The sequence below is a fragment of the Terrabacter terrae genome, from assembly GCF_039529575.1.
GTDB lineage: Bacteria > Actinomycetota > Actinomycetes > Actinomycetales > Dermatophilaceae > Terrabacter > Terrabacter terrae.
In genome coordinates this window covers 915,817-941,573 of record NZ_BAAANB010000001.1, presented here as the reverse complement: position 1 = coordinate 941,573, position 25,757 = coordinate 915,817, and the positions used below count along the sequence as shown (strand labels likewise).

19 protein-coding genes are annotated in these 25,757 nt (G+C 69.0%); 4 read left to right on the top strand and 15 right to left on the bottom strand.

Annotated elements, in window-relative coordinates; translation table 11 throughout:
* Positions 1–386 precede the first annotated feature (386 nt).
* The 6 genes from ABD194_RS21590 to ABD194_RS04220 form a co-directional block, all read right to left on the bottom strand.
* Entirely contained in the window at positions 387–1,187 is an 801-nt protein-coding gene (locus ABD194_RS21590; RefSeq protein ID WP_425579946.1) for a glycosyltransferase, read from the bottom strand.
* A gap of 63 nt (positions 1,188–1,250) precedes the next feature.
* Positions 1,251–2,237, bottom strand: a complete 987-nt coding sequence (locus tag ABD194_RS04235; protein WP_343988018.1) for a polysaccharide biosynthesis protein — start codon at positions 2,235–2,237, stop codon at positions 1,251–1,253.
* 290 nt (positions 2,238–2,527) lie between these two features.
* Positions 2,528–3,514, bottom strand: coding sequence for a glycosyltransferase (locus ABD194_RS04230; protein WP_343988220.1), 987 nt, complete (start codon positions 3,512–3,514; stop codon positions 2,528–2,530).
* Between the two features lie 149 nt (positions 3,515–3,663).
* Positions 3,664–5,739 (bottom strand): glycosyltransferase, encoded by a 2,076-nt coding sequence (locus ABD194_RS21585; protein ID WP_425579937.1) that lies wholly within the window; start codon positions 5,737–5,739, stop codon positions 3,664–3,666.
* Positions 5,729–6,481, bottom strand: a complete 753-nt coding sequence (locus tag ABD194_RS04225; RefSeq protein WP_343988015.1) for an MraY family glycosyltransferase — start codon at positions 6,479–6,481, stop codon at positions 5,729–5,731. Before ABD194_RS04225 ends, ABD194_RS21585 begins: the two co-directional genes overlap by 11 nt.
* Before the next feature lie 215 nt (positions 6,482–6,696).
* Entirely contained in the window at positions 6,697–8,445 is a 1,749-nt protein-coding gene (locus ABD194_RS04220; protein ID WP_343988217.1) for a polysaccharide biosynthesis protein, read from the bottom strand.
* Between the two features lie 397 nt (positions 8,446–8,842).
* Between ABD194_RS04220 and aqpZ the strand changes: the two genes are divergently transcribed.
* The 4 genes from aqpZ to ABD194_RS04200 all read left to right on the top strand — a co-directional run bounded on the left by aqpZ (position 8,843) and on the right by ABD194_RS04200 (position 12,298).
* A complete protein-coding gene (gene aqpZ, locus ABD194_RS04215) occupies positions 8,843–9,658 on the top strand; it encodes an aquaporin Z (RefSeq protein ID WP_343988012.1) in 816 nt (271 codons plus the stop codon).
* 68 nt (positions 9,659–9,726) lie between these two features.
* Positions 9,727–10,377, top strand: coding sequence for a SatD family protein (locus ABD194_RS04210; RefSeq protein WP_343988008.1), 651 nt, complete (start codon positions 9,727–9,729; stop codon positions 10,375–10,377).
* Positions 10,374–11,210, top strand: coding sequence for a hypothetical protein (locus ABD194_RS04205; protein WP_343988004.1), 837 nt, complete (start codon positions 10,374–10,376; stop codon positions 11,208–11,210). Before ABD194_RS04210 ends, ABD194_RS04205 begins: the two co-directional genes overlap by 4 nt.
* 98 nt (positions 11,211–11,308) lie before the next feature.
* On the top strand, positions 11,309–12,298 hold the full coding sequence (locus ABD194_RS04200) for a malate dehydrogenase (protein WP_343988001.1): 990 nt from the start codon (positions 11,309–11,311) through the stop codon (positions 12,296–12,298).
* A gap of 118 nt (positions 12,299–12,416) precedes the next feature.
* On the opposite strand, the gene ABD194_RS04195 is transcribed toward ABD194_RS04200, so the two are convergent.
* The 9 genes from ABD194_RS04195 to ABD194_RS04155 form a co-directional block, all read right to left on the bottom strand.
* Positions 12,417–12,734: a DUF3017 domain-containing protein gene (locus ABD194_RS04195; protein WP_343987998.1), complete on the bottom strand. Its 318-nt coding sequence runs from the start codon at positions 12,732–12,734 to the stop codon at positions 12,417–12,419.
* Positions 12,735–12,743: 9 nt separating this feature from the next.
* Complete coding sequence (locus tag ABD194_RS04190; RefSeq protein ID WP_343987994.1) at positions 12,744–13,625, bottom strand: bifunctional methylenetetrahydrofolate dehydrogenase/methenyltetrahydrofolate cyclohydrolase; 882 nt, start codon at positions 13,623–13,625, stop codon at positions 12,744–12,746.
* A gap of 238 nt (positions 13,626–13,863) precedes the next feature.
* On the bottom strand, positions 13,864–14,628 hold the full coding sequence (locus tag ABD194_RS04185; protein ID WP_343987991.1) for a response regulator transcription factor: 765 nt from the start codon (positions 14,626–14,628) through the stop codon (positions 13,864–13,866).
* Between the two features lie 55 nt (positions 14,629–14,683).
* Complete coding sequence (locus ABD194_RS04180; RefSeq protein ID WP_343987988.1) at positions 14,684–15,997, bottom strand: NAD(P)/FAD-dependent oxidoreductase; 1,314 nt, start codon at positions 15,995–15,997, stop codon at positions 14,684–14,686.
* An 80-nt stretch (positions 15,998–16,077) separates the two neighbouring features.
* Positions 16,078–18,078, bottom strand: a complete 2,001-nt coding sequence (locus ABD194_RS04175) for an ABC transporter ATP-binding protein (protein ID WP_343987985.1) — start codon at positions 18,076–18,078, stop codon at positions 16,078–16,080.
* On the bottom strand, positions 18,078–19,973 hold the full coding sequence (locus tag ABD194_RS04170; protein WP_343987981.1) for an ABC transporter ATP-binding protein: 1,896 nt from the start codon (positions 19,971–19,973) through the stop codon (positions 18,078–18,080). Before ABD194_RS04170 ends, ABD194_RS04175 begins: the two co-directional genes overlap by 1 nt.
* Before the next feature lie 67 nt (positions 19,974–20,040).
* Positions 20,041–21,663, bottom strand: a complete 1,623-nt coding sequence (locus ABD194_RS04165; RefSeq protein WP_343987978.1) for a N,N-dimethylformamidase beta subunit family domain-containing protein — start codon at positions 21,661–21,663, stop codon at positions 20,041–20,043.
* Positions 21,664–21,840: 177 nt separating this feature from the next.
* Positions 21,841–24,855 carry a bifunctional FdrA/YlbE family protein gene (locus ABD194_RS04160; protein ID WP_343987975.1) on the bottom strand — a complete coding sequence of 1,005 codons (3,015 nt, stop codon included), beginning with the start codon at positions 24,853–24,855 and terminating at the stop codon, positions 21,841–21,843.
* Positions 24,848–25,693: an oxamate carbamoyltransferase subunit AllH family protein gene (locus ABD194_RS04155; RefSeq protein ID WP_343987972.1), complete on the bottom strand. Its 846-nt coding sequence runs from the start codon at positions 25,691–25,693 to the stop codon at positions 24,848–24,850. The genes ABD194_RS04160 and ABD194_RS04155 overlap by 8 nt, the downstream gene beginning before the upstream one ends.
* Positions 25,694–25,757 lie beyond the last annotated feature (64 nt).

Genomic DNA, 25,757 nt, shown 5'->3' with positions numbered 1-25,757 from the left:
CGGCGAAGCCGTGAACTGCCGAACATAGATAACCCTGTCAAGCACAGGGTTAGTCGAGGTTGCCGTCTCCCAAACCGCCACACAAGCGAATGCCGCGCTCAACAGCCAACAGTTCCACGCATTATTCCAAACCCGCGTGCCGCGAAGAGCGGCGAGCATGACCACATACAGGCCCAGAACCGGAATTAGCAAAACCAAGAGACTGCCTAACTAGTTACGTCGATTACGCCACACCGTCCACTATGCACAGGCCGTCCCCCGAGGCTCAATGATAGTAAGCGTCCAACAGATGGGCCGCCCTCACTCACTGCCAGTCGCCAGTTTTGATAGTACCGTTCGGGAAGACGTGCGCGCCTAGCGCAAGGCGTACCCGCATGCTAAAAGTCTCAGTTGCTTGCTCGGCCAAGATACCGCGGCCTCCTCAGACCATGATGCCGGAGCACCTGTGCTACCCACCATAAAGTGTTGTGCGCAAACCCAGAGAACCGACCGTGCCCACTTGCCCGGTACAGAGAATAGCGCGAAGCTAAAACTCGCCTCGTATAGACACGGTAAGGCGACGTCGCCTTACTCGACATTCCGCCGTGCACGCGATAATTGATTAGGCGCCCAGACAAGTTGTCCAAGTCACCGACTAGCGCGAGGCGCAAAAACAAGTCATAATCCTGCATTCTAAGGCAGTCCTCATCATAGCCGTCGACCCGCAGCATGGCCTCCCGCCGGAAGACGACGGACGAGTGGATCAAAGAGTTTCTTCGCAGCAGCGACCTCTTAACGTTGGCCCGCCCCACCGGCATGTCGAGGCAGCCAATCTCCGCACCATCCGGATCTATTAAGTAGCCCTGCGTACCAACCGCAACAACATTTTCGTGCGCTTCCAGATACTCAACGGCTTTCGAGAGGCGCGCCGGTTCAGCGACATCGTCAGAATCAAGTCTCGCAATGTATGTCGCCTCAGACGAGTTTAGCCCTACGTTCAGCGCTACGGGCGTCCCGCGGTGAACGCCCAGTACCAGCACCCGCACTCGCTTGTCGCGCACCCAAGCTGGGAAAGCGTTCATGGCCGGACCGTCGACTACGACAATGACCTCACCGAGGGCGTCGTCAGGTAGCAGAGCAAGCTCAGCAAGACAAGAGTTCACCGCTTGCCTCAAATAATCGTCGAAAGATCGAGTAGGTATGATCACCGAGACATAGGGAGTGTTCAACTGGGGAATTCCAATTCGTTCTGTGGGTGGTCGTAGCCTGGTTCAACGCAGCCAGCTGCGCGGACCAAGGTCACTAATGCAGTACAGGTCGCGCTCTTTCGCCATATGGGTGTGCAGACGTCTCACCTGGACCCCTAACACGCAGGCCTCCGCGATTATCTCTCCGCCCAACGCGCCGACCACCCCATAAAGACTGGCGCCCACGAGGATTGTAGGAATACCGAGGGCCGCTCCTACCGTGGCACTGTTTGCTATAGCCCGTAGATCCCCATAGGCGACCAGCCCGAGTCCACCTGTGGCGCGTGATGACGTGGTCAGCGCAATAACGACTCCCGCCATCAAACACATCGCACCACTCACTGAAATTTTGCCACTGAACAGGATTCCAATCGCCAATGGGCCCATCAAGAAGAAGCCGAGCAGTGAGATCCAGCTCAGCGCGCCATTGGCGCTGAGCGCCTTGCGAATCGCTTTATACCGCTCCGTGCCCTGAATGGCGCTGCCAACCCAATTCTGCATGGCGGTTGGGACGCTTTGCAGGACGGCCAACAGCAACCGTTGCAGTCGCTCGATAGCCGAAAAGACGGCTACAGATTCAGTGGACACCATGCCGACAAGAGCGACAGGAAGTGCAATATACAGAGCGCTTGTAGCTCTTCCACGAAGAGCCACTGATTGATGGCGGAGAGCCTCGACCACCGGTCGCCATGTCAGTCTCGTCAGAGCGACGAGCGGAGCCCGCGCCAGGATGGCGGCGACGGGTACACCTAGCACTGAGGCGGACATCATCAGGAGCGGGTAGACGCTCAAGGGAAGCCCTTGGTATAACAACGCCGCGGCAATGAGGGCGGCCAAGACCTTTGGGAGAGTGTCCGATAAGAGGATAGCGAGTGGGCGGCCGGTACCAACGAAATACCAAGTGAACGTGAACGATGAAGCAACGGAAGCTAGAGCCATGAGCACGCCTGGGAATGACGTCCCAGGAAGCAGCACCACGCCCACCGCAGCGATTGCGCCCAGTAGCGGCATGACCGCAGCCTTCGTAGCGAAGCTCAACCAAAACGTGGCATGTCGTTGCTCTTGTTTCTGTGCAGCTACCAGTTGCGGCCCCGAAAGGCTCCAACCGAGTTCTGCCAGAACAGCTACGGCCCCACCCACCGACTGTCCCAAGGCGATTGTTGTCCATCCTGCACTTCCGTACGAGTGCGTGACGGATGGAATCACCAGTAGCGGACTGATGATGCCGACAGCAGGAAGCACCATGAAGCCGGCGAAGCGATAGAGGTGACGTCTGGTATGCCTAGAAGTTGTCAAGGCCACTATCGAGCCGTCTCCTGCTCCTGCGCCAGCAGTGCACGCCTCACCGAACGGTCGAAGAGACCTGAAACAGCTTCAACTGTAAAGAGTTGATAGGCGCGATCTTGGGCACGACGGCCCAGTTCTTGCCGCAGGTTGGCATCCTCTAACTGCTTGAGCGTGTCTTTAATAACGTCGCGACTCCCGGGCTCGAACACTATTCCCCCCGACCCGACGGCCCAAGGCATCGGCTCAACGTTCGACACCCCTATAGCCCGGCCAGCCATCATGGAATCGATCAACTTGACCGGCAACTGGCCTGATGCGCGCGGCCCGTCGAGGCTGGGAAGCAGCACGATGTCGGCATCGGCGAGGAGTTGCAGGCCCTCCTCCAGAGAGGTTTGTCCGACCCACTCCTCCCAAGGTTTTCGGTCCTCTGGAGCGTTTGCTGTGATTACGAGTCGAAAACCCACACCCTCGCCATTGATGTCGGCCACCGCATCCCTGAGTAAACCTACTCCCTTGTGGCGATGCGGCGTCCCGATGAATGCAATTCGGGGCAGAGTCTCCCCGTTGCCAGTAGAGCGCTCCGCCTTAAGAGTCACACTTTTGGGACGCACATGTGGGATTATGTCTCCTCCATACCTACTTTGAAGAACGGGATTAGAGACCGTGTGCGGGAATTCATCCAGACGCTTGACGAGCCGCCGCAGCCTACGTCTATACACCGGATGCCTAAGGCTCGCCAGGAACTGATACCCGATGAAGGGCCCGCGCGCGTGCGCTTCTATGTCCGGGTCGTCTATGTCTAGAATGATAGGCGCCTTACCGGCTAGACTCTCAAGTACGACTCCAAATGAGTCGGGGAGAGGCTTTATCGCAATGACGACGTCGTAGGCCGCATAATGCTCCAGCAGGTGTGCCGCTAGTTCGCGCCTCGAGGATACTCCGAAGCAGTCGTTCGCGAACTCGGTGCCTGCAAGCGGAGACCACAAATTACTCCCTTGCATCCCTACCACAGCGGCGCTCCAACCCAGATGTCTGGCGAGGAGCCACAGACAGTACGTACGACCTAGAGAGTTTCCACTGAGCGTTGGCGTGACGAACAAGAGCCTAAGTGGCCGCCCGTCGCACCTCCCCGGCAACTCCGTGGAAGCAATCACTTCAGCACCTCGGCATACTGTGAGGACCACCAGCGTCGCACTTCACGCGAGTTGTAATTTGCTCGCATCCGAAGCTTATGGCGCTCTGCGCGATCGTGCGACACGGAAGGCTCATTCAGGCACCGCTGAATTGCGCGTCGGAGGTCGTCTGTCGATCTCGGTTGGCAGAGCCACCCCTCATCATCACGAACAGCATCGACCGTTCCAGTGACACGTGTCGCAATCACCGGCACGCCGAGAGCACCCGCCTCTAGCACCACCGTCGGCAGACCCTCCCTGTACGAAGGAAGGCAGAGGGCGTCCATAGCCGAGTACCACGGCCCCGGATTCGCGACATGACCTAAATGGTGAATGTACGGGGAGGTGGAAATGCGCTCAGTCACGCTCTGAGGCAGGACATCGTCTGCATCATAGTCCCCGACCAAAAGCAATTCGATGGGAGTGCCGTCGGATCGAAGTAGCTCGACGGCCGCTACCAGCTCCTCAATGCCCTTGTCCCGTGCTAAGCGTCCGACAAAACCGATCAAGATTGCGTCATCATTTAGCCGCAGCAAACGCCGATGCTCCGCCCTACTTGTGCCTGTGGCGGTCTCCATCAGACTCTCTATGTCTATTCCAACGAATCCGCATTCAGCGACTTCCTGGTGCGCAAGTTGGCCAACAAGCCAGCTCTGCTGGGCATCGTAACTAGAACGACTTACATACATGGTCCTCGAAGAAAGGACTCTCGTGATCACTGACGCAATGCCTGCCACGCGCTTGCGCGCGCCACTTAGGGTTTCCTCCCTAACACCATGGACGACGTACCATCGTTCACGGACGAGCAGGCAGGACGCCAGTGCCCCAACCAAGGATGCGACCGGGGAGCCGTAGACGATAAGGTCGGGTCGAGAATTGACGAGCACTCGGAAAGTCCCCAAGGTGGCGCGCAGGAGGGGTAGCAACGCCATATTTCGGACTAGGGGGATACGACGGACATCGCAACCGTCGATATGGACATCCCCTCCAGTGTTGCCCACTACTAATGTCACTTGGCAGTCGGCCGCTTCCCATATATCTAGGTGAACTCCGTACTGCGCACGGATCTGCTCTGGGACAGAAGCAACCACGGCGACATGCTTGCGGGCCGCCACGGGGGACCTGCGGGCAGTGCGACCCAGTTCCACCCAAGCATCCTTCCCGAGCGGAGCCACCCAACCGGCCTCCGTCAACCAACTCGGGGCTTGCCTTTGTCCGAACCAAAGTATTTCAAGCCGTCGGGCCATGGCTGCTAGGCGTGAGCTCCCGCGACCAGCCACCTTTGCCACTCTGACGGCCCGGGAAGCTATCGCTGGAGGTATCTCAAGGGGAGTGTGGCCTCCCAGATACTCCGCCAGCTCTCGGACCGTTAGCTCTTCGGATGGGTGCGTCACAACGGCAGGCGCAGGCGCCTTGCAAGTAGCAAGAAACGCGATGGCGTCGCCAACGTTAAAAACTAGGGCCTGGGGTGTGTTAGCGGTGCCCGACCCTGCTACTGAGGATGCTGCGGACCGGGCAAATTTGGCATACGTTTGAGTCACCTTGCGGGTCGGACCATGCACGCCCCCCGGGCGGAACACCGTGGTGCTGAGTGGCCCAAAGGACCGCGCCAATGCCTCGCCCAAGGCTTTCGACTCTGAGTACGCCGAGAAGGTTGAGCTCGCCGGGCCCACGTCAAGGGTGGCCGCGTCACCTTGAACCGCCGCGCTGCTGACATGGATGAATCTTTCGACGCCCGCTTGCTTGGCCGCTGCGCCGACCAGTCCCGGCAGCAGGCCGTTAGCCCCGAAGACGGCGGCCCTGTCACCAGTCGTCGCAGTCGAAATTCCGGCTGCGTTCACCACCACTCGCGCACCTCGCAACGCCTTCGCCAGGTCGTCAACATGCTGGCGGTACTCGTCCGGGACTTGCGACGGAGCAGAGTCGGACATACGGACTCGGGGGGCTTGAATTGGGAGAATGTCTGCTCCCCGCGCCTGGAGGGCTGCACAGACAGCCGATCCTATGAAACCTGATGAACCGACGACCGCGACGCGAATGGCTTCACGTCGCATCCACAGCCTCCCGAGGGGCGCGAGAGTCCACGAAGCCTGGCGACGCTAGATAGGCAGCGGAAACCAATGTGGCCGCAAGTAGCCAAAGGGCGAACGGCAGGAGTAGCGAGAGGGCGGCCAACATGAGGGATGTCACTGCGACCCCGATGGAAACCTGAACGTGGCTTATTCTCGCTACGTTCGCGAGTCGTTGATACACGTGATCGCGGTGGGCCGTTGTCAAAGACTTGCCAGCCATGAGCCTTTTCAGCATAGTTGCAAAAACATCCACGAGATAAAGTGCGAGAGGAGCCACGAGTGGTGTCAGAGGCACTCCTGCCACGGCACCGATGAGCAGACCCGAAGCGCCTAAGCCCCCAAAAAGATAACTTCCAACGTCGCCTAAAAACAGCCGCGCACGCATGGCATTGTAGGGCAAGAAGCCTAGGGCCGCACCGGCGCTAACCAAGCCCAACAAGCTGAGGTGGCTCGCACCGTAGACGTGACCCATGTACCCAGCCGTGAGTCCCCATACGACGAATACCAGTCCCGAGATGCCGTTGATGCCATCCATAAAGTTCGCCGCATTGACCACAACAGGAAAGAGTAATAGCCCAGCTATCGCCATTGCCGGCACGCCGGTCGACCAGCCGGCAACACCGCCAAGCGCGATCTGCGCGGCGAGACGAGGTAACGGAGGGAGCGTCGACACGTCGTCCCACAGGCCGACGACCGCTAGAAGCAGGCAGACAAGGAGGGCCAAGTGGGGAACCGGGAGCCCGAGCAACAACGCGCTGACACCACCAGCACAAGTTCCGATGGCGCAGGCGATCCCGCCTCCGCGGGGAGTTGGGACAGTGTGCGACGACCGGTGGTTAGGGACGTCGAGTCGTCCGACGCGCAGGAGATTTCCCCTGACCACGGGCGCTGCTATGGCGGTAAGTGCCGCACTAGCCGCCATGGGAAGCCAAAGGATCATCAAGACGCAGCCATTCCCGCATCTAAGCGCACTTCGTCGGCGGCACGCTCTCGCATGTACGCGCCTGCGTGATCCTGGGAGCCGAATCGCATCGCGGCAACCGAGCCGGTGTTGAGGGCCGGCACGTCGACGCTGTCTACGAGTGGGTGTTCAGTACTCCTTCGCCCCTCGTCCTTCGAGAAGAGCTCCTCGCCCAACTTCTCGCCGGGTCGGAGGCCGGTGTAGACGATGTCGATGTCGCGCCGACCACTCATGCGGATGAGCGTCTCTGCGACCTCAAGGATCTTCACCTGCTCGCCCATTTCGAGCACCATGACTTCGCCGTCCGTGCCGATGGATGCAGCTTCGAGAACGAGCTGGCAGGCTTCCGGGATGAGCATGAAGTAGCGGCGTACCTCTGGGTGCGTAACCGTGATCGGCCCACCCATCTCGATCTGCGCCGTGAACGCGTGGACCACGGAACCCCGGGATCCGAGGACGTTGCCGAAGCGCACGGACACGTAGCGCCCCTGGGCCCGACGCGCGAAGTCTGCAGTGAGACGCTCCGCCAGCCGCTTGCTGTAGCCCAGTACGCAGGTGGGGTTCGCGGCCTTGTCGGTCGAGATGTTCACGAAGGTGGAGACGCCGACCGCCTCGGCAGCGGTCAGCACGTTGAGCGTTCCAATGACGTTACTCTTCCACGCCTCGAGCGGGTGCGCCTCGAGCAGCGGCAGGTGCTTCAAGGCGGCCGCGTGGAAGACGACCTCGGGACGAGCCCGCGTGAACGCCTCCGCCAAGGCCTTCGGGTCACGGATGTCAGCGAGAATAAGGTCGTCGGATTCCAGGAGACCATTGCCCTTGAGACTCATCTCGGTCGCTTGTAGACCTGACTCGTCCCGGTCGAGCATGAAGAGACGCGACGGACCGAATCGCGCGATCTGACGGCACAGCTCCGAGCCAATGGAGCCGCCAGCGCCGGTCACGAGAATCCGCCGGCCGGAGATCTGCTCGGCAATAGCCGTGGTGTCGAGGTCGACAGGACGGCGCCCGAGCAGATCCGCCACGTCGAGGTCACGCAGGTCATTCGGCGTGGGACGCCCACCGATGATCTCCTTCAGCGGCGGAAGCGTGACGACCTCGAGGCCGGCGTCGGCCGCGCGGGAGGCGATGTCGCGTAGCGTCGCCGCTTCCGCGTTGGGCATGGCCACGACCAGCGTGTCCGCTTCGAACCGCTCGGCCACCTTGCCGATGGCGGAACGCGTGCCACGCACACGCAGCCCCTCAAGCCGGAGGCGCTGCTTCGACGGATCGTCGTCGAGAAGGGCCACCGGCACGAACGACCCTGCGCCGTCGTACTTCATGCTGCGGAGCAGGCGACGGCCGGCCTCGCCAGCCCCGAGAATGATCGCCCGACGCTCTGCGGCGGCCTGCATCGCGCGGTGGGAACGGACGGTGCGCACCACGAAGCGCAACGCGAACATGCTGGCCAGCGCGAGCGCCGCTGCCGTCAGCGGCACCCCGCGCGGGAGGATCGCCGGCGTCGCGATGAGGCCCCAGAGGAAGAGGCCAGCGCCGACCACCGCGGTGGTCGTGGTCAGCTCGACGATCTCCTCGAAGGAGGCGAGCTGGTGACTGATCGAGTAAGGACCGACGATGTAGCCCACCAGCAACTGCGCGACCATGGCAGCCACGCCAAAGTAGGCCGTGCCTCGCAGGAACGACTCGTCGACCGTGAAGTCGAGCCGGATCCATACCGCGCCGAAGAGCATCGCCACCCAGATGACGGCATCGACTGCCGCCCACCCGAGTCGCGTCCAACGAGCCTTGCGTGCCTGTGCTGTCACCCTGTCATCCCCCGTGTCCCTGACTACCCCGAGTGCGCGGTGCCGGTGCGAGGACGGCGACGATGACAACCTGTCCCCCGTGTGGATTCGGACCCTGCGAACGAATCACTCGGTCAAACTGCGCGAAACACAGCATAGCCGGGTATGTGGGATGGTCCAGACACCGTCGGAATCGTGGACATCCCTTGACCGACAACAGCGATGTCTTGGCTCTGGGCTTGGGTCGCCGATCTGGCAGACGTGCTGCCGGGCGGCTGACTAGGCTGCGGACACCGGGAGTCGCCCGGGTCGCACGGCGCCAACACCCTGCTGGAGGAGCCCGATGTACACGCCCAAGTTGAGCTCACGGCTCGCGGTCGAGGTGCTCGGGACCTTCTGGCTCGTCTTCATCGGGTGCGGCTCCGCCATCTTCGACGCCAAGTTCCTCGTCAAGGAGCTGTCCGATTCATCGCCCGTCAACCTCGGGATCGGCCACCTGGGCGTCGCCATCGCGTTCGGGCTGGCGGTCACGACCATGGCGTACGCCGTGGGCCACGTCTCCGGGGCCCACTTCAACCCGGCGGTGACCATCGGAATCGCCATCGCCAAGCGCTTCGAGTGGCGCGAGGTCCCCCTCTACATCGGAGCCCAGCTCGTCGGCGGCCTGCTCGCCGGCGCCGCCCTCGCCGGCCTGGTGAGGTCGAAGGGCCTGCCGACCACCGGCAACCTCGCGGCCAACGGCTACGGCGCACACTCCCCCGGTGGCTTCGGCCTCGTCGGCGTCCTCATCGTCGAGGCGCTCCTGACCGCGTTCTTCGTCTACATCATCCTCGGCGCCACCAGGGAGCAGGCACCCAAGGGGTTCGCGCCGCTGGCGATCGGCTTCGGCCTGCTGCTTGCGCACCTGGTCGCGATCCCGATCAGCAACGCCTCCATCAACCCCGCGAGGTCGACGGCCGTCGCCTTCTTCAACGGCAACGGCGCGCCCGGTCAGCTCTGGGCCTTCTGGGTCGCGCCGATCATCGGTGGCCTCGTCGCCGGCGCGACGTATGCGTGGATCACCGGCGAGCGGCGCGAGCACCTGGACATCAGCGGCACGACCGACACCGTCACCAACGCCGCGGTCGACGCCGAGGGCCGCCCGATCCTCGACGACTGACCGAACGCAGGCCAAGCCTGACTGAAGCGAAAGCCTGCACTTCACCGATCTGAAGCTATCCTCTTCACATGGTGGATCTGAAGGTTAAGGCTTCACCCGTGGCGCTGATCGGTGACATCGTCGAGTCCCGCACCCACAGCAACCGGCAAGCCCTGCACGACCGCTTCCAAGCGGCCGTCAGCCGGGCCAACGCCGAAGTGCCGGCTCAAGACCCCGCCGTCATCACGGTAGGAGACGAGTTCCAGGGCGTCTACCCCACGCTGGGCGCGGCACTGCGAGCCAGCTTCGTCGTCCGCGACGAGCTGCACCCCCTCGCCGACGTCCGCTTCGGCCTCGGCCGCGGCGACGTCTCCACGCTCGACCCCGTCCGCGGTATCCACGACGGGCCCGCCTACTGGGCCGCGCGCGAGGCCATCACCACCGCCGAGGACAAGGCACAGCGCGCCCAGACGCGCACGTCGCGGACGGCATACGCCTCCCCCGACGAGCCGCCCGCCCTCGTCGCCGCCGTGCAGGCTGCCCTGGACTGTCTGGACTTCATGGTTGGCTCCATGTCGACCACCTCACGCGAGATCCTCGGAGGACTGATGCACGGCCTGGCCCAGCACGACGTCGCCGAACGGGTCGGCATCAGCCCGTCCGCGGTCTCGCAGCGCGTGCGGCGCGACGGCATCGGCGTCGCCCTCGAGGCGATGGCCACGCTCGGGGAGCTCCCGTGACCTGGCTCGCCATCGCCCTGATCGGCATCGGCATCGGCGACCTTGTCCGGTCGACCGGCAGGCCGCCGATCCGCTTCGTCGGCCACGTCGTCACGCCCCTCGTGATCATCGTGCTCGGCCTGCTGGCCGGGATGCGCTCCTGGGCCGACTGGCTCGCGCTCCTCCTCGCCGCAGCCGTGGGCGCGGCGTGGGCCGAGCTCTCCCGCAAGACCCAGATGACCGGCCGGCGCGCCCTCGCACCCCTCACCGTCTTCGCCGTGCTCGTCGTCGGACTCCTCGGCTTCTCCGGTGCCGCCTCGCACCCCGACGGGCCGCTCGCCACCTGGCTGCGTTGGGCCGACCTCCCCGGCCGCACGCCTCTCGACGCTGCCCGCGTGCTGCTGCTCACCGGCCTCGCCTTCTTCAACCTCGCCACTGCCAACGTCATCGTGCGCCTCGTCCTGCTCACCATCGGCGCGCTGCGCCCCTCTGACGTGACCAACGCCAACGCCGCGGCAGCCGCCGCAGCCGCAGCCGCCGGCCAGTCCCCACCACCGAGCAGCGCCCAGCCCGCCGACCGGCTCAAGGGCGGCCGCCTTCTCGGCCCCATGGAGCGCCTCGTCATCCTGGGGCTCGGGCTCGCCGGCGAGTTCGGCGCCGCCAGCCTCGTCATCGCCGCCAAGGGCCTGCTCCGCTTCCCCGAGATCCAGGCCGCCGCCCGCAACGCCGACCCCGCAACGGCCGGCACCTACAACGGCGGCCCCGCCGGCATCGACGACGTCACCGAGTACTTCCTCGTCGGCAGCTTCGTCAGCTGGCTCATCGCGCTCGGCTCGCTCGCCCTGACCATCTGAGCCGCCCGTGATGCACCCCGGTAGCCCGTCCAGTCCAGCACAACCGCACTGGTAGCGTCGGGAGCATTCCGCGACCCATCGATGTGAAGGGCTTTCCTGTGAGCACAACCCCCGTCAAGGTCGCCGTCACCGGCGCCGCCGGCCAGATCGGCTACAGCCTCCTGTTCCGCATCGCGAGCGGTGCCCTCCTCGGACCGGACACCCCGGTCGAGCTGCGGCTGCTCGAGATCACCCCCGCGCTCAAGGCGCTCGAGGGTGTCGTCATGGAGCTCGACGACTGCGCCTTCCCGACGCTCGCCGGCGTGCAGATCGGCGACGACGCCAACAAGGTCTTCGACGGCGTCAATCTCGCCCTCCTCGTCGGCGCCCGCCCCCGCGGCCCGGGCATGGAGCGCGGCGACCTGCTCGAGGCCAACGGCGGCATCTTCGCCCCACAGGGCAAGGCTCTCAACGAGGTCGCGGCCGACGACATCAAGGTGACCGTCACCGGCAACCCGGCCAACACCAACGCGCTCATCGCGATGAGCAACGCCCGCGACATCCCGGCCGAGCGCTTCTCCGCCCTGACGCGCCTGGACCACAACCGCGCGATCAGCCAGCTCGCCGCCAAGCTCGGCGTGCCGGTCACCGAGATCAAGAAGATGACGATCTGGGGCAACCACTCCGCCACGCAGTACCCCGACCTCTTCCACGCCGAGGTCGGTGGCCGCAACGCCGCCGAGGCCGTCGGCGACCAGGACTGGCTCGAGAACACCTTCATCCCCACCGTCGCCAAGCGCGGCGCCGCCATCATCGAGGCCCGAGGCGCGAGCTCGGCCGCGTCGGCCGCCTCCGCGACGATCGACCACGCGCGCACCTGGGTGGAGGGCACCGCCGAGGGCGACTGGGTCTCCATGGCCGTGCGCTCCGACGGCTCCTACGGCGTCGAGGAGGGCCTCATCTCCTCCTTCCCCGTCACCGTCAAGGACGGCCAGTGGAGCATCGTCCAGGGCCTCGACATCGACGACTTCTCGCGCGGCAAGATCGACAAGTCGGTCGCCGAGCTCGCCGAGGAGCGCGACGCCGTCAAGGGTCTCGGCCTCATCTGAGCGCCTCAGAGCACCACGCACGTCGAACGGGCGCCGTCCACCTCCGGGTGGGCGGCGCCCTTTCGTATGCCGTGGGGCGGGCCGTATGCCGTGTGGCCGCGGGCGTAGGCCGCGTGCCTCAGCGGGACGTGCGGGTGATGGGTGCGCGGTCGACGTCGGCGTGCAGGTTCACGGTGGCCGACGCAACGAGCACCCCGACCCCGAGCGCGAGCAGGATCACCACGTCGAGCGTCCGGGAGCGCACGTTGAGCCCACCGGCCTTGCGCGAGGGCCGCGCCACGAGCCGGATGACCGCGCCGACCAAAAAGGCGGCGGCCACGATCCGGCCGCCCCACCGCACGTCGGCGAAGCCCATGACGAGCACCCCGGCGGCCGCGAGACCGGCGACGAGGTACCACCAGCTGAGGACGACGAAGCCGCTACCCCGCCACTGCATCGGAGCAGCTCAGGCGCCGGACGTGCCGGGAGCACCGGCCGCCTCGGACGCGAGCGCGGCCTCGGCCGCCTCCACGATGTTGGTCAGCAGCAGGGCTCGCGTCATCGGGCCCACGCCGCCGGGGTTGGGGCTGACCCAGCCGGCGACCTCGGCCACGTCGAGCGCGACGTCGCCGGCGATCTTGCCGTCGACCCGGCTGACGCCGACGTCGAGGACGGCCGCGCCGGGCTTGACCATCTCCTTCGTGATGATGCCCGGGACCCCGGCCGCCGCGATGACGATGTCGGCCTGGCGCACCTCTGCCGCGAGGTCCTTCGTGCCGGTGTGGCACAGCGTGACGGTCGCGTTCTCGCTCTTGCGGGTCAGGATCAGGCCGAGCGGCCGGCCCACGGTCAGGCCGCGGCCGATGACGACGACCTTGGCGCCGGCGATCTGCACGCCGTGGCGGCGCAGCAGCTCGATGCAGCCCATCGGCGTGCACGGCAGCGGCGCCGGCTTGCCCAGCGCCAGCCAGCCGAGGTTCATCGGGTGCAGGCCGTCGACGTCCTTCGTCGGGTCGACCCGCGACAGCAGCGCCATCTCGTCGAGGCCGGTCGGCTGCTGCACGAGGAAGCCGGTGCAGTCCGGGTCGGCGTTGAGCTCGTCGATGACCGCCTCGACCTCGGCCTGCGTGGCCGTGGCAGGCAGGTCGCGGCGGATGCTCGTGATGCCGATCTCGGCGCAGTCCTTGTGCTTGGCGTTGACGTACCAGTGGCTGCCCGGGTCGTCGCCGACCAGCACGGTGCCGAGGCCGGGCACGACGCCCTGCTCCCGCAGCCGGGCGACCCGCTCGGTCAGCTCGACCTTGATCGCCTTGAGGGTGGCCTTGCCGTCGAGGATCTGTGCCGTCACGGCGCCCATCCTGCCACGCGCCGCTGCGCGCCCTCGCCGCCCTCGCCGCGCGGCCGGGACGGACGGCATACGCAGGTCTGCGTATTCCCCGGCGCCCGCGGGGCCAGCAGACTGTGACTGCTCGTGGGGGCCAAGGTCCGGGCCATGAGGGGGGTCAGGGGGCTGTTCAGGGTTCGGGCAGGGGAAGAAGGGCGCGCGGTCGGTGGGGCCGCGCGCCCTCATCCCGCGCTCCGGTGCCCTAGCGGTTGGGCGAGCCCACAGGCAGCAGCCCCAGCCGCTGCGCCGCGAGCACGGCCGAGAGCCGGTCGGAGGCGCGGAGCTTGCGGTAGAGGTGCTCCTGGTGCTTGTGCACGGTGCGCGGCGAGATGGCCAACCGGGCCGCGATGGCCTCGGCCGTGGAACCGGCCGCCATCAGCCGCAGGACGACGTGCTCGCGCGGCGTCAGCGCCACCGCGTCAGGCGCCGGGGCATCGCGCACCGCCGCCCACTCGGCGAAGTGCGCGACGTGGCGGTCGAGGCCCACGAGCAAAGGCTGCAGTGCGGTCAGGGCGGCGAGGTCCTGCTCGCTGAAGCCGTCCTCGTTGAGCACCACCCAGCCGTCGAAGTCGCGCCGGTGCGGCTGACAGGGCAGCGTCAGCTGGTGCTCCGTGATGCCGAGCGCCTCCATCGCGTCGTGCGCGTCGTCGTCGAGACCCCAACCGGCGGCGACGAGGTCGGTCAGCCGCACGGGCGAGCGGTCCGTCGTCGTGGCGTAGTACTGCGAGAGCGGATGCGCCCGGACCTGGGCCGCCACCGGCCAGCGCTCGCGTGGCGGCACGACCTTCCGGGCCTCGACGGAGATGGTGAGGGCATCCGGGTCCGCAGGGGCGAGGCCAATCCGCGTCGCCAGGTTGGCGTGGGTCTGACGCATCAACCCGTCGGCGAGCAGCTCGTGGGCGACCGTGGGCAGCGGTGCGTTGAGGATCTCTGCCGCGATGCGGATCCACCGATCCTGCTCGTCCACCGCTTCAGGGTAGACAGCCAGCGGCGGCGAAGGAGCAAAACGGCCGAGTCGGGCATCAAGCGGTCGACGCCGCCACCTCGCCGAGCGGGACGCCCGGGTCACCGAGCCGGGCCGGGTCGACGACGGTGTGCTCGCGCACGAGGCGTTGGACGTCGTCGATCGTGTCCCAGACGTTGACGTGCATCCCGGCCAGCACGCGTACGCCCTCTCCCTCGGGGACGACCCAGAAGGCCATGAACTCGTTGCTCGACGGCTCCCCGCGCAGGACGACCTGCGCGTCGGTGCCGCGCGGGACGTAGCCCGCGTATTCGAGGCCGATGTCGTACTGGTCGGAGAAGAAGAACGGGATGGGGTCGTAGGTGACGTCCTGGCCGGCCATCGAGCGGCCGGCCGCGAGCCCGCCGTCCTGGGCGTTGGCCCAGTGCTCGACCCGCACGTTCGTGTCGAGCGTCGTGCTGCGCCAGTTCGCGACATCACCTGCGGCCCAGACGCCCTCGGCCGAGGTGCGCAGGCCCGGGTCGGTGACGATGCCGTTGTCGGTCTCGATGCCGGCGCCCTCGGCCAGGCCCGTGTTCGGCGTGATGCCGACCCCGACCACGACGACGTCGGCCGGCACCGTGTCGCCGGACTTCGTGACGACGCCGGTGACCCTGCCGTCTCCCTCGATGCGCTCGACGCCCTCGCCGAGCCGCAGCTCGACGCCGTGGCCGCGGTGCAGCTCGGCGAAGTAGCCGCCCACCTGCTCGCCCATCACACCGAGCAGCGGCGCCGCCTGCGGCTCGATGATCGTGGCCGAGCTGCCGTGGTGGCGCGCGGCGGCCGCGACCTCGAGCCCGATCCAGCCGGCGCCGATGAGCACGACGCGGGCGCCGTCGGTCAGCCGCGCCTTGAGCGCCTCGGACTCCTGCATCTCGCGGAGGTAGAGCACGCCGTCGAGGTCCGCGCCGGGGACGTCGAGCGCGCGTGGCGCGGATCCGGTTGCGAGCAGGAGCTTCTCGTAGCCGACGACGTCGCCGCCGTCGAGGGTCAGCTCGTGCTTCGCGGTGTCGAGCACGGTCGCAGCGGTGCCCAGCCGCAGCTCGACGTGCTGCTCGGCGTACCAGTCGCGGTCGTGCGTGAACGCCGTGTCCATCTCGTCCTCACCCTTGAGCACGCCCTTGGACAGCGGCGGCCGCTCGTAGGGCAGCCGGTCCTCCTGTGCGACAAGGAGGATCGAGCCGGTCGGGTCGCTCTCGCGGATGCCCTCGACCGCCTTCGCGGCCGCCAGCCCTCCCCCGACGATGACGTATGCCGTCCGCTCCCCGGCTGCCTGCGCGTCGGTGCCCTCGGTGCCGGTGCTCTCGCTGCTGTCGGTGCTGTCGCTGCTCATGAGCACACCTTCACACGCGCGCCCGCCTCCGTCGACCGGATCGTGCAACGTCTCCGGTCGGGCCTTCTCACCCGCGAAGGTCAGGAGGTCCAGGCACGCCAGAGGGCGGCATACTCCCCGTCCAGCTCGACGAGCTCGTCGTGGCTGCCCAGCTCGGCGACGCGCCCGTCGATGACCACGGCGATGCGGTCGGCGTCGTGCGCCGTGTGCAGGCGGTGCGCGATGGCCACGACGGTGCGGCCGGTCAGCAGCGCGTTCATCGAGCCCTCGAGGTGCCGCGCGGTGCGCGGGTCGATGAGCGAGGTCGCCTCGTCGAGCACGATCGTGTGCGGGTCGGCGAGGATCAGCCGCGCGAGCGCGATCTGCTGGGCACGACCCGGCGTCAGCGCGTGGTGGCCCGACCCGAGCTTCGTGTCGAGCCCCTCGGGGAGCCGCTCGACCCAGTCCAGCGCGTCGACGGCCCGCAGCGCCGCGCGGACCTGCTCGTCGCTGGAGCCCTCGCGCGCCAGGACGACGTTGTCGCGCACCGAGCCGATGAAGACGTGGTGCTCCTGGGTGACGAGGGCGACCTCGGTGCGCAGGGTGTCGAGCGGCAGCGACGTCAGCTCGACGCCGCCGACGGTGACCGACCCGGTGCGCGGGCCGTGGATGCCCGACAGGAGCCGGCCGAGCGTCGACTTGCCCGAGCCGCTCGGCCCGACGATCGCGAGCCGCTCCCCCGTGGTCAGGTCGAGGTCGATGCCGTGCAGCACGTCGTGGTCGGCGCGGTAGGCGTAGCGCAGGTCGCTGCCGACGAGCTCGGACCCGACCGGCACGTCGTCCCCGGCCTGCCGGTCGGGCGGGACCGTGGCGATCCCGAGCAGACGGGTGGTGGAGGCGATGCCGACCTGCACGCGGTCGACCGTCGAGACCAGCATGTCGAACGGGCCCCAGAGCGCCTCGGTGTAGAGGATCGCGGTCGTGATCTGTCCGAGCGTGGCCCAGCCCTCGGCATACCCGATGGACCCGAGCAGCAGGACGAGCACGCGCGGGGTGGCGAAGGCGATGTCCATGACGGCGAAGAGCAGGTTGCGCAGCGTCATCGTGTAGCGCTCGGCCTGGCCCGAGACCGCGATGTCGTCGTCGCCGCGCTGCAGGCGGTGACGGGCGAGCCCGAGCGCCTCGACGGTGCGGGCGCCCTCGACGGTCTCGGTGAGGGTGGTGTTGATCCGCGAGTACGTGCCGCCCTCGGTCAGATAGCCCTTCGAGGCGCGCTTGAGGTAGCGGCGCACCTGCACGAGGGCCAGCGCCATGAGCACGATCGAGGGTGCCGACAGGACGACGGAGTTGCTGATCATCGCCACGAGCGTCAGCGCGACGGTGATGCTCGCGACGATCGCCTCGGGCAGCGCCCAGCGCACGCTCTCACTCATCGTGCCGACGTCGCGGGTCACGCGGGTGACGAGGTCGCCGGAGCCGGCGCTCTCGACGCGGGAGAGCGGGAGGCGCAGGATCGCTCGCACGACGTACTCGCGGGCGGTGGCGAGGACGCTCTGGCCGAGCACGGCCGAGGTGGTCTTCGCGGCGAGGGTGAAGGCGCTCTGCAGGAGGACGAGCCCGGCGACGACGAGCGCCGCGGCGTTGGCTCCCGCCAGCGCGGCGTCGACCCGGCCCGCCTGCACGTCGGCGACGGTGGAGTCGACGAGCTCGCCGAGCAGCCGGGGCACGAGCAGGCCCGCCGTCGCGGCGAGGGCGTTGGCGGCCACCACGGCGATGACGAGCAGCCGCGACTGCGACAGCAGCCCGCCGATGAAGCGGACGACGCTGCGGTTGTCGGCGATCGGCAGGCCCTTGCGGGCGTTCATCGTGTCAGCGACGAACTCCTGCGCGCGCCGCTCGCGCAGCAGGTGGCGGCGGCGCAGCGCGCGGAGGCGCTGGGCGGGTGAGGCCGACTGCGGCGGGCGCAGCTCCTCGGGCACCGGCGGCACGTGGCTGACGGCGTCCCAGGTGCGCTCGGACTCGGCCGCCAGCTCGGGAGGCAGCGGAGAGGTCGACGTCGTGACGGCATACGTCATCGCGACGCTGCTGTCGGCGGGGCTCATCAGGACTCCTCGGTGAGGTGGGAGAGGACGGAGGCGTCCGCGTCGGCGCCGCGGACGACGACCGAGCGGTAGGCCGGCGACTCGGCCAGCAGGTCGGCGTGCCGACCGTGGGCGGTCGCGACGCCACCCTCGAGCAGGATGATCTCGTCGGCGTGGTGCAGCAGCAGCGGTGACGCGGTCATGACGACCGTCGTGCGGCCCCGGCGGTGCTCGCCCAGCCGGCCGGCGATGCGGGCCTCGGTGTGGGCGTCGACGGCCGAGGTCGGCTCGACGAGGACGAGCACGTCGGGGTCGGCGGCGAGCGCGCGCATGAGCACGAGCCGCTGGCGCTGGCCGCCGGAGAGGCCGCGGCCGCGCTCCTCGAGCTCGCCCTGCCAGCCGCCGGGCAGCGCGTCGAAGACGTCGTCGGCGGCAGCGGTGTAGAGCGCCCGCTCCGCCTCGGCACGGCTCAGCCGCCCGAGCGGGTCGACCGCCGAGCGGAGCGTCCCGGCGAACACCTGGGGTGCGTTGTCGCTCACGAGGATGCGACGGCGTACCTCGTCGAGCTCCACCCTCGAGAGGTCGACGCCGCCGACGGTGACGCCCCAGGGCCGGCGGGCGCGCTCGTCGTCGAGGCGGGCCTGCTCCTCCCGGGCGCGGGCACGGGCGGCCCGCTCCCGCTTGGCGGCCCGGCCCTTGAGGCCCTCGGGGATCTCGTCGCTGACGAGCGTGCCGTCGCCGCCCGGCAGGTAACGGCCGAGGCGGTCGGCGAGCGCCGCCGAGTCGTCGGGCACGGCCGAGACGACCATGGTGAGGACGCCCGGGCGGATCGCGGCACCGGACTGCTCGTCGACGATCTCGGCGGTGGGGTCGAGGGCGGCCGGGTCCTCGGGATGCACCCACGGCGGACGCTGCTCGAGCACGGCGATCGCCTTGCGCGCCGAGACGACCGAGCGCGTCCACTTCTGGGCGAACTCGACGAAGGTGCGCATCGGCTGGATGAGGAAGAGGCCGTAGCCGAGGAAGCTGACGAGCTGGCCGACGGTGAGGCGGCCCTGGGCGACCTCGCGCGTGCCGAGCCACATCAGGGCGACGACGAAGCTGCCCGAGAGCAGCACGCCGACCGACTCGACGGCGGCGAGCCAGCGGCCGGCGGCGACGCCGGACTGGCGCACCTTCTGCGACTGCGCGGCGTAGTTGCCGCCGAAGGTGTCCTCGCCGCCGATGCCGCGCAGGATGCGCAGGCCGCCGACGATGTCGGTCGCCATCGAGGTCAGCTCGGAGTTGCGGGAGCGCTCGACCCCCTGCCAGCGCTGCATCGGCCGCAGCAGCGGCGCGCCGAGCACGACGAGCAGCGGCGCGGACACGAGCACGAGCACGCCCATGCGCACCGACGTGCTGAGCACGATAGCCGCCACGACGAGGTAGGCGGCGAGCTGCGAGATGGCGCGCGTCGTGATCTCCATGAGCGCGCCGAACTGGTCGCCGTCGCTGCCCGAGACCGAGAGGACCTCACCCGTCGGGGTGCGCCGGGTCAGGACGTGCCCGAGCTGCAGGGCCTTGCGGGTGACGAGCATCGTCGTGCCGTAGAGGGCGATGAGCCACTCGCGCACGATGACGGTGTGGAAAAGGATGCCGCTGACCGCGCCGAAGACCGTGACGACCGCGATGGCGAGCAGCCAGCCCGTCGTCGTGGCGGTGTCGCCCGTGACGATGCCCGTGTCGATCGCGCGCCCCACCATCCAGGGCCCCACGGTCTGCGGCACCATCCAGATCAGCGCGACGAGAAGGCCGGCCCAGAACAGGCTGCCGTTCTGCCGCACCATCCACAGCAGGAAGGCCCGCGGCGAGCGGGTGTCGGGCGCTTCGGCGCCGCGGTCGGTGAAAGCCCGGACAGGGGGCGGGAAGTCTCGCATGGCCCGTCCACCCTAGGTGGGCGAACGGGCAGCGACCCACTCATTTTCCCGGCGCTTCGCCCACGGCTCACGCGCGGGCCACGGGGCCTCCGGTGCCGGTGGCGGTGCGGGAGGGCGCACCGATGCCCTCCAGGTTGGCGCGGGCCGGGTGAGCCCGGCCCATCGGCCCCTCGGCCATCGCGTGGAGGAGGTTGGCGGTGACCGTCCGCGCGAAGGTGGCCGCGCGCTCGTCGATGCGGGGACGAGCATGCGCACCGCGCAGTCCCGCAGCCCACGCCATGGTGCCGACGGCGAAGACCCCGGCGCCGCTCGGGGCCGTGTAGTACGTCATGTCCGAGTGGGTGTCGGGCTTCTGGAACTGCGGCACGGGTGAGTGGGCGACGACCTGGAGGTTCGCCGGGGTGCCCGCCACCGGGTAGGCCCGGTCGATCTCGGTGGCGACCAGGCCGGCATACCGCTCCCCCTTCTTGGCGCCGGTGCCGGCGAGGAGGAAGAAGCCGGGGTCGTGGACGACGAGGTCGGCCTCGGCGGGGAACGCCTCGTAGAGCATGCCGGTGAGCGAGTTCTCCGGGTCGGGGTGGGGCGACTGCCGCCACTGCACGGTCGTCTCGGGGCTGGAGTGCTGGGGGTCGAGGCTCGCGTCCTTGTAGCAGGTGAGCAGCCGGCCGTCGGGTGAGAGGCGCGCCCGCCAGTAGAGGGCGTTGGCGCCGAGGAAGGCGAGGTTGGTGCCGGCGTCGCGGGCCGCCTCGACGTGCCGGCGCATCGGCACGGTCCAGTACTCGTCGTGGCCGGGCGAGACGAGCCCCCTGGCCCCGGCGAGCAGTCCCGGATCGCGGTGCAGGTCCCACGAGGTGACGTAGGCGAGGTCGAGGTCTGGGCGGTGGAGGCCCTCGGCGACGAAGATCGGGCCCTGCTCGTGGGTCAGGACGAGCGGGGCACCGTTCTTGTCGTAGGGGCGGTCGAAGGAGACGGCACTGGCGCGCGTCGCGAAGCTCCGGTCCGGTCCCTTGTAGAGCGAGTAGCCGCCCCACTGGTTGTACGCCTGGTGGCAGGTCACGGCCGAGACGATCACGAGGCGTCCGGCCGTGGTGCGCGAGCGCACGACGATCGGCACGTAGCGGGCTCGGCCGCCGGCCTCGAGCCGGAGCAGGTAGCTGCCCTCGGGCCACCCGGACGTGTCGATGCGCAGCGTCTCGGGCCAGGCGCAGCGGACGGTGTGGAGGGCGTCTTCGGCGGGGGCCGGCTGCCGCGTCGCCGGCACGGCGCGCGAGGACCAGATCTCGCGGGCGCCGGTGCCGGCGTAGTGGCCGAGGCGGTAGGCGCGGACGGTGACGGCACCCAGGGCGGAGCTGAGGTGCAGGCCGAACGACTCCCCGGGCAGGACGCTGGCCGTGCTGGTGTAGCCGGCGAGCTCGGTCTCCGAGGCCTGGTGCGCCGTGTCGATCCGCCAGGCGGTGGTGCCCGGCCGGGCGTTCTCCGCCCGCACCCATCCGGGGCCGCTCGCCGAGGCCGTGGGTCTGGCGGGGGCCCCGCCGGTGGAGGGCAACGCGCCACCGGGTGACGCCGTGCCTGCAGACGCATCGGCCCCTGAGGTGGAGGTGCCGCCCGTGCAGGCGCCCAGCACCAGCGCGCTCGCCCCTGCGAGAACCGCGCGCCTGGACGGGCGAGGGCTCTCGTTCGACTGCGTCACGGTGGGGAGGCTAGGTCCAGTTCCTGAGCGGACTCCGACCACGGGGTGGCGGCAGGCTGGGTCTCCGGGACGTCGCGGTCGGCGTGGTCGTCGGTGACTGTGCCGGTCGTCGGCGTGCCGGCTCCGTCACTGTTGCACCCGACGCAACAGTGACGAAGGACCGGCCGTCGAGGCCAGTCAGCCGACCGCCTGCGCCAGCGCGGACAAAGCCCCGGTGAAGCACTCGGCGGGCGGGGTGACGAGGCCGGCGCCCACCTGGCCGGTGCCGGCGACCCGGCCGGCCATGCCGGTGTTGATCTGGGGCAGGATGCCGGTCCGCGCCACCGCGGCGACGTCGATGCCGGTCGGCGTCCCGCGGAACTCGAGGATCGGCACCTGGTAGGCCGTGTGCTCGCCGACCGTGATCTCGTACATCGTCTGCGTGGCCCGCAGCGCGAACGGCACGTCGCCGCCGACGAAGCGGACGATGGCCGGGGCAGCGGCCATGGCGAAGCCGCCGATGCCGGCCGTCTCGGTGATGGCCGAGTCGCCGATGTCGGGGTTCGCGTCGTCCGGGCCGTAGGACCCGAGGAAGAGCCCTTCCGGCGTGTTCGCCGGCCCGGTGAACCACTGGTCGCCCGTGCCCGAGACGCGGATGCCGAAGTCGGTCCCGTTGCGCGCCATGGTGGTCACGACCGTGGAGCCCGGGGTGCCATGCGCGGCAAGCGTGCTCAGCTTGCAGGCCGGCATACCGAGGTTGAGGAAGAAGTGCTCGTTGGCGCCGGAGAAGCGCACCGCCTCGGCGATGTCGGTGGACGACGCGTCGGCGGTGATCATCGTCGGGAGCAGCTCGCGCAGCAGCATGAGGGAGCCCGCGCGGTTGCGGTTGTGGCCCTCGTCGCCCATCTGGAGCATCTGCGCGATGATCGCCTTGATGTCGATCGGGCCCTGCTGGTCTGCGCGGGCGCGGACGGCCTGCTGGAGGATCGGGCCCAGGACGCCGTTCATCCACCGCAGCCGGTCGATGACCTCGGGGCCGTAGGCGCCGTAGCGCAGCACCTTGCCGAGCCCCTCGTTGAGCGAGCACCGCGACGTGTGGTCGTGCACCTCGTCGCGCAGCTCGTAGACCCACATCGAGGGGCTGATGACTCCGGCCATCGGGCCGACGGCGTCGCGGTGGTGGCACGGCTCGAGCGTGATGCCGTCGCCCTTCTCGAGTCTGGCTTCTGCCTCGTCCGCCGTGTCGGCCAGGCCCTCGAGGAGCACGGCGCCGATGAGCGCGCCGCGGAGCGGGCCCGAGGCCCGGTCGAAGGTGATCGGCGGACCGGCGTGCAGGAACGTGCCGCGCTCGAGGCCCAGCGCCTCGCTCGCCGGACGGACGTCGACGAGGTCGGCGCCCGCAGCGGTCATCCGACGCAGGGCCTCCGCGTTGGCGGCGTCACGACGAGGGTCGGCGAGCACGCGCGTGAGGTCGGCAGAGGTATGCGGCATCGGGGGCTGCCACGCCACCTCCGTCACCGACACCGCTTGTGCCCGAAGCGAGTCGGCGAGGAGCGACGCCCCCGCCGCCGCGACGGACACCTCGGACGAGAGCAGTCCGTGGAGTGGCTCGTTCTCGAGGATCGCGGACTCACCTGCCCCGCTGGCGTATGCCGTGTGGCTGGGCTCCGTGCGGGTCGGCGCCGGCTCCACTGGCCCGGTCTGGCGCCCCAGCAGGTGGATGGCGTGCCGGGTGGCGTTGGCGTTTGACTGCAGCACGGTGGCACCCGCGTCGGTGAGGATCTCGGCGCACCGCTCCAGGCCCTGTGGGTCGCCGGCCGTGCCGGTCAGGGACACGACGACCGGGAGGTCGCGGCGGTCGGCGGCTGCCGTCTCGCGCGCCGCGCGGATGGCGTCGGCCAGCTCGGGCGCCGGGTCGGGGTGGGCGCCGTGGCCGAGGACGAGGTCGAGGAGCAGGACGCCGCAGGTCGGGTCGGCGGCCTCGACGGCGATCCGCTCGAGACGCAGCGAGGGGTCGATCATCGGGTGCGCCCGGCCACGTGTCAGGGTGTCGTCGCCGAAGTCGATGACGACGTGACCGGGGTCGCGCAGATCCGGGCCGAGGGCCAGGTCGGGACGCAGCGGGATGTTGGACCGCACGTCTCCGAGGACCTCGGCCGCGATGAGCATCGCCTCGTCGGCGAGGGTGCCGCCGCAGAAAAGCCCGCGGAGGGAGCCCTGGCCGAGCTCGTCGCTCGAGGCGCCGGTCCAGTCGGGCCACACGTGCTCCGGCGTGCCGTCCGTCGCCGCGCTCGCTGCGCCACCCGACGTCGCCGCGAGGACGGACTCGACCGCTGCGGTCAGGTCCGGCCGACCCGGCCCGAGCGTCGCCCAGTGGACCGGCTTGCCGAGCGTGGCGGCATACGCCTCCAGGTCGGCGAGGACCTCAGGAGCGGGCGGCTTGGAGACGACCACGATGGTCTCGGTCGCGGGGTCGGCGGCGAGGGCGGCGAGCGCCTGCTTCGTCGAACGGCCGCCCACCGCTGCCGACAGGTCGCGCCCACCGACGCCGAGGCAGTGGCTGATGCCGAGCTCCGCCGCGTCGAGCAGGCACATCACCTGCTGGGCGCCGGTCCCGGAGGCGGCGACGAGACCGACCGGTCCGGGACGCACGACGTTGGCGAAGCCGAGCCCCACTCCCCCGATGACCGCGGTGCCGCAGTCGGGACCCATGACGAGGACGCCGGCGGCCGCCGCCACGTCCTTGAGGCGGACCTCGTCCTCGAGCGGGACGTTGTCGGAGAAGACCATGACGGAGATGCCGGCGCGCACGGCGTCGAGCGCCTCCGTCACCGCGTGCTCGCCCGGCACGGAGACCAGGGCGAGGTCGGAGTTGGAGAGCCGGATGGCGCGGCCGAGCGTACGCGGCGGTGGAGCAGCACCGAGGCCGCCGGAACCCGTTGCAGCAGAATGACTCTGGGCCAGAGCGGCCTCGAGCGCGGCCTGCCCGGCGGCGATGGCCGGCTCGTCGCCGCGGATGGCGACGACGAGGTCGTTGGGCGCCGACGGCGGCACCGCGAAGCCCATGCCGCGCAGGACGTCGAGGTTCAGCTCGGTCGCCATGGCCACCTGCGCGGCCTCCACGCCGGGCGTCGCGGCGACGGCGCGCGAGACCTGCATGAGCGTCACGGAGTCGTGGTAGGCACCGGTCCTCAGCTCGACGTGGTCAGGCACGGCGGACCCCTTCCTGGGTGGTCGATGCGTGGTGGCGGAGGGCACGCAGGGCACCGCTCACGCCGGCGAGCAGGTCACGGCCGGAGGTGTGCCCGATGGCGAGGACACGCTCGACCAGCCCCCGTTCGGGCGCGGCACACCCGGCCCCGGCGAGGAGGGTGACGAGGCGCGCGACGTCCGGGACGGCATACCCGTCGCCGGCTGCCACGAGGAGGGCGGCCGACAGGCTCGTCGTGCGCAGCAGCGCGCTTCGGACGACGGTCCGCACGGCGGCCAGGGCGCGGCGTGCCTCCGGCGACTCGACGGCCGACAGCGTCAGCAGGACCCCGCAGAGGACGTCGTCGCCACTGGGCGTGAGCCCGCGGCCGGCGCCGACCAGTCCCCTTACGCCGGCTTCCACCGACTCGGCTGCGAGCGCCGCGGCGGTCAGGTCACGCGCGAGAGCGCCCAGGGCGCCCGGGGCGGGCAGAGAAACGGCGGAGATACACGAACGAACAGGCTGCACGCGACCCGGGGGCAGCGGCCGGACGGCGACGACATCGGCCTGCGGCAGGCGTACGCGCCCCTCCCCCACGACCACGTGGCCGCCGGGCTCGACACCCCACTGCACGTCCGAGGACGGAACGGCCAGGCGCACCCCGATCGGCAGCGGCTCGGCGTCGGAGGTGAGCACGCCGAGGACCCGCTCGTGCGCGCCGAGCTCGACGTAGAGGCACGACGGGAACGCCGCGAGCACGCGCCGGTGCCGCGGCGGGCCGGCCAGCTCCGCGGCGACGAGCGGAGACACGGCGGCAGGGAGCCGCACCCGGTCGAGGCCCGCGATCGCGCCCACGCTCACCTCCCGCTCCAGGTCGGGTCGCGCACCGCCCGACGCGGACGCTGCCGCGACGCTACCGACCGTG

What these genes read in the sequence shown, in the direction of transcription:
- ABD194_RS04235 (WP_343988018.1), bottom strand. Translation starts at nt 2,237, where the DNA reads ATGCCGCTACTGGGCGCAATCGCTGCGGTGGGCGTGGTGCTGCTTCCT.
- ABD194_RS04230 (WP_343988220.1), bottom strand. Translation starts at nt 3,514, where the DNA reads ATGCAAGGGAGTAATTTGTGGTCTCCGCTTGCAGGCACCGAGTTCGCG.
- ABD194_RS21585 (WP_425579937.1), bottom strand. Translation starts at nt 5,739, where the DNA reads ATGCGACGTGAAGCCATTCGCGTCGCGGTCGTCGGTTCATCAGGTTTC.
- ABD194_RS04220 (WP_343988217.1), bottom strand. Translation starts at nt 8,445, where the DNA reads ATGCTCTTCGGCGCGGTATGGATCCGGCTCGACTTCACGGTCGACGAG.
- aqpZ (WP_343988012.1), top strand. Translation starts at nt 8,843, where the DNA reads ATGTACACGCCCAAGTTGAGCTCACGGCTCGCGGTCGAGGTGCTCGGG.
- ABD194_RS04210 (WP_343988008.1), top strand. Translation starts at nt 9,727, where the DNA reads ATGGTGGATCTGAAGGTTAAGGCTTCACCCGTGGCGCTGATCGGTGAC.
- ABD194_RS04195 (WP_343987998.1), bottom strand. Translation starts at nt 12,734, where the DNA reads ATGCAGTGGCGGGGTAGCGGCTTCGTCGTCCTCAGCTGGTGGTACCTC.
- ABD194_RS04180 (WP_343987988.1), bottom strand. Translation starts at nt 15,997, where the DNA reads ATGAGCAGCGACAGCACCGACAGCAGCGAGAGCACCGGCACCGAGGGC.
- ABD194_RS04175 (WP_343987985.1), bottom strand. Translation starts at nt 18,078, where the DNA reads ATGAGCCCCGCCGACAGCAGCGTCGCGATGACGTATGCCGTCACGACG.
- ABD194_RS04170 (WP_343987981.1), bottom strand. Translation starts at nt 19,973, where the DNA reads ATGCGAGACTTCCCGCCCCCTGTCCGGGCTTTCACCGACCGCGGCGCC.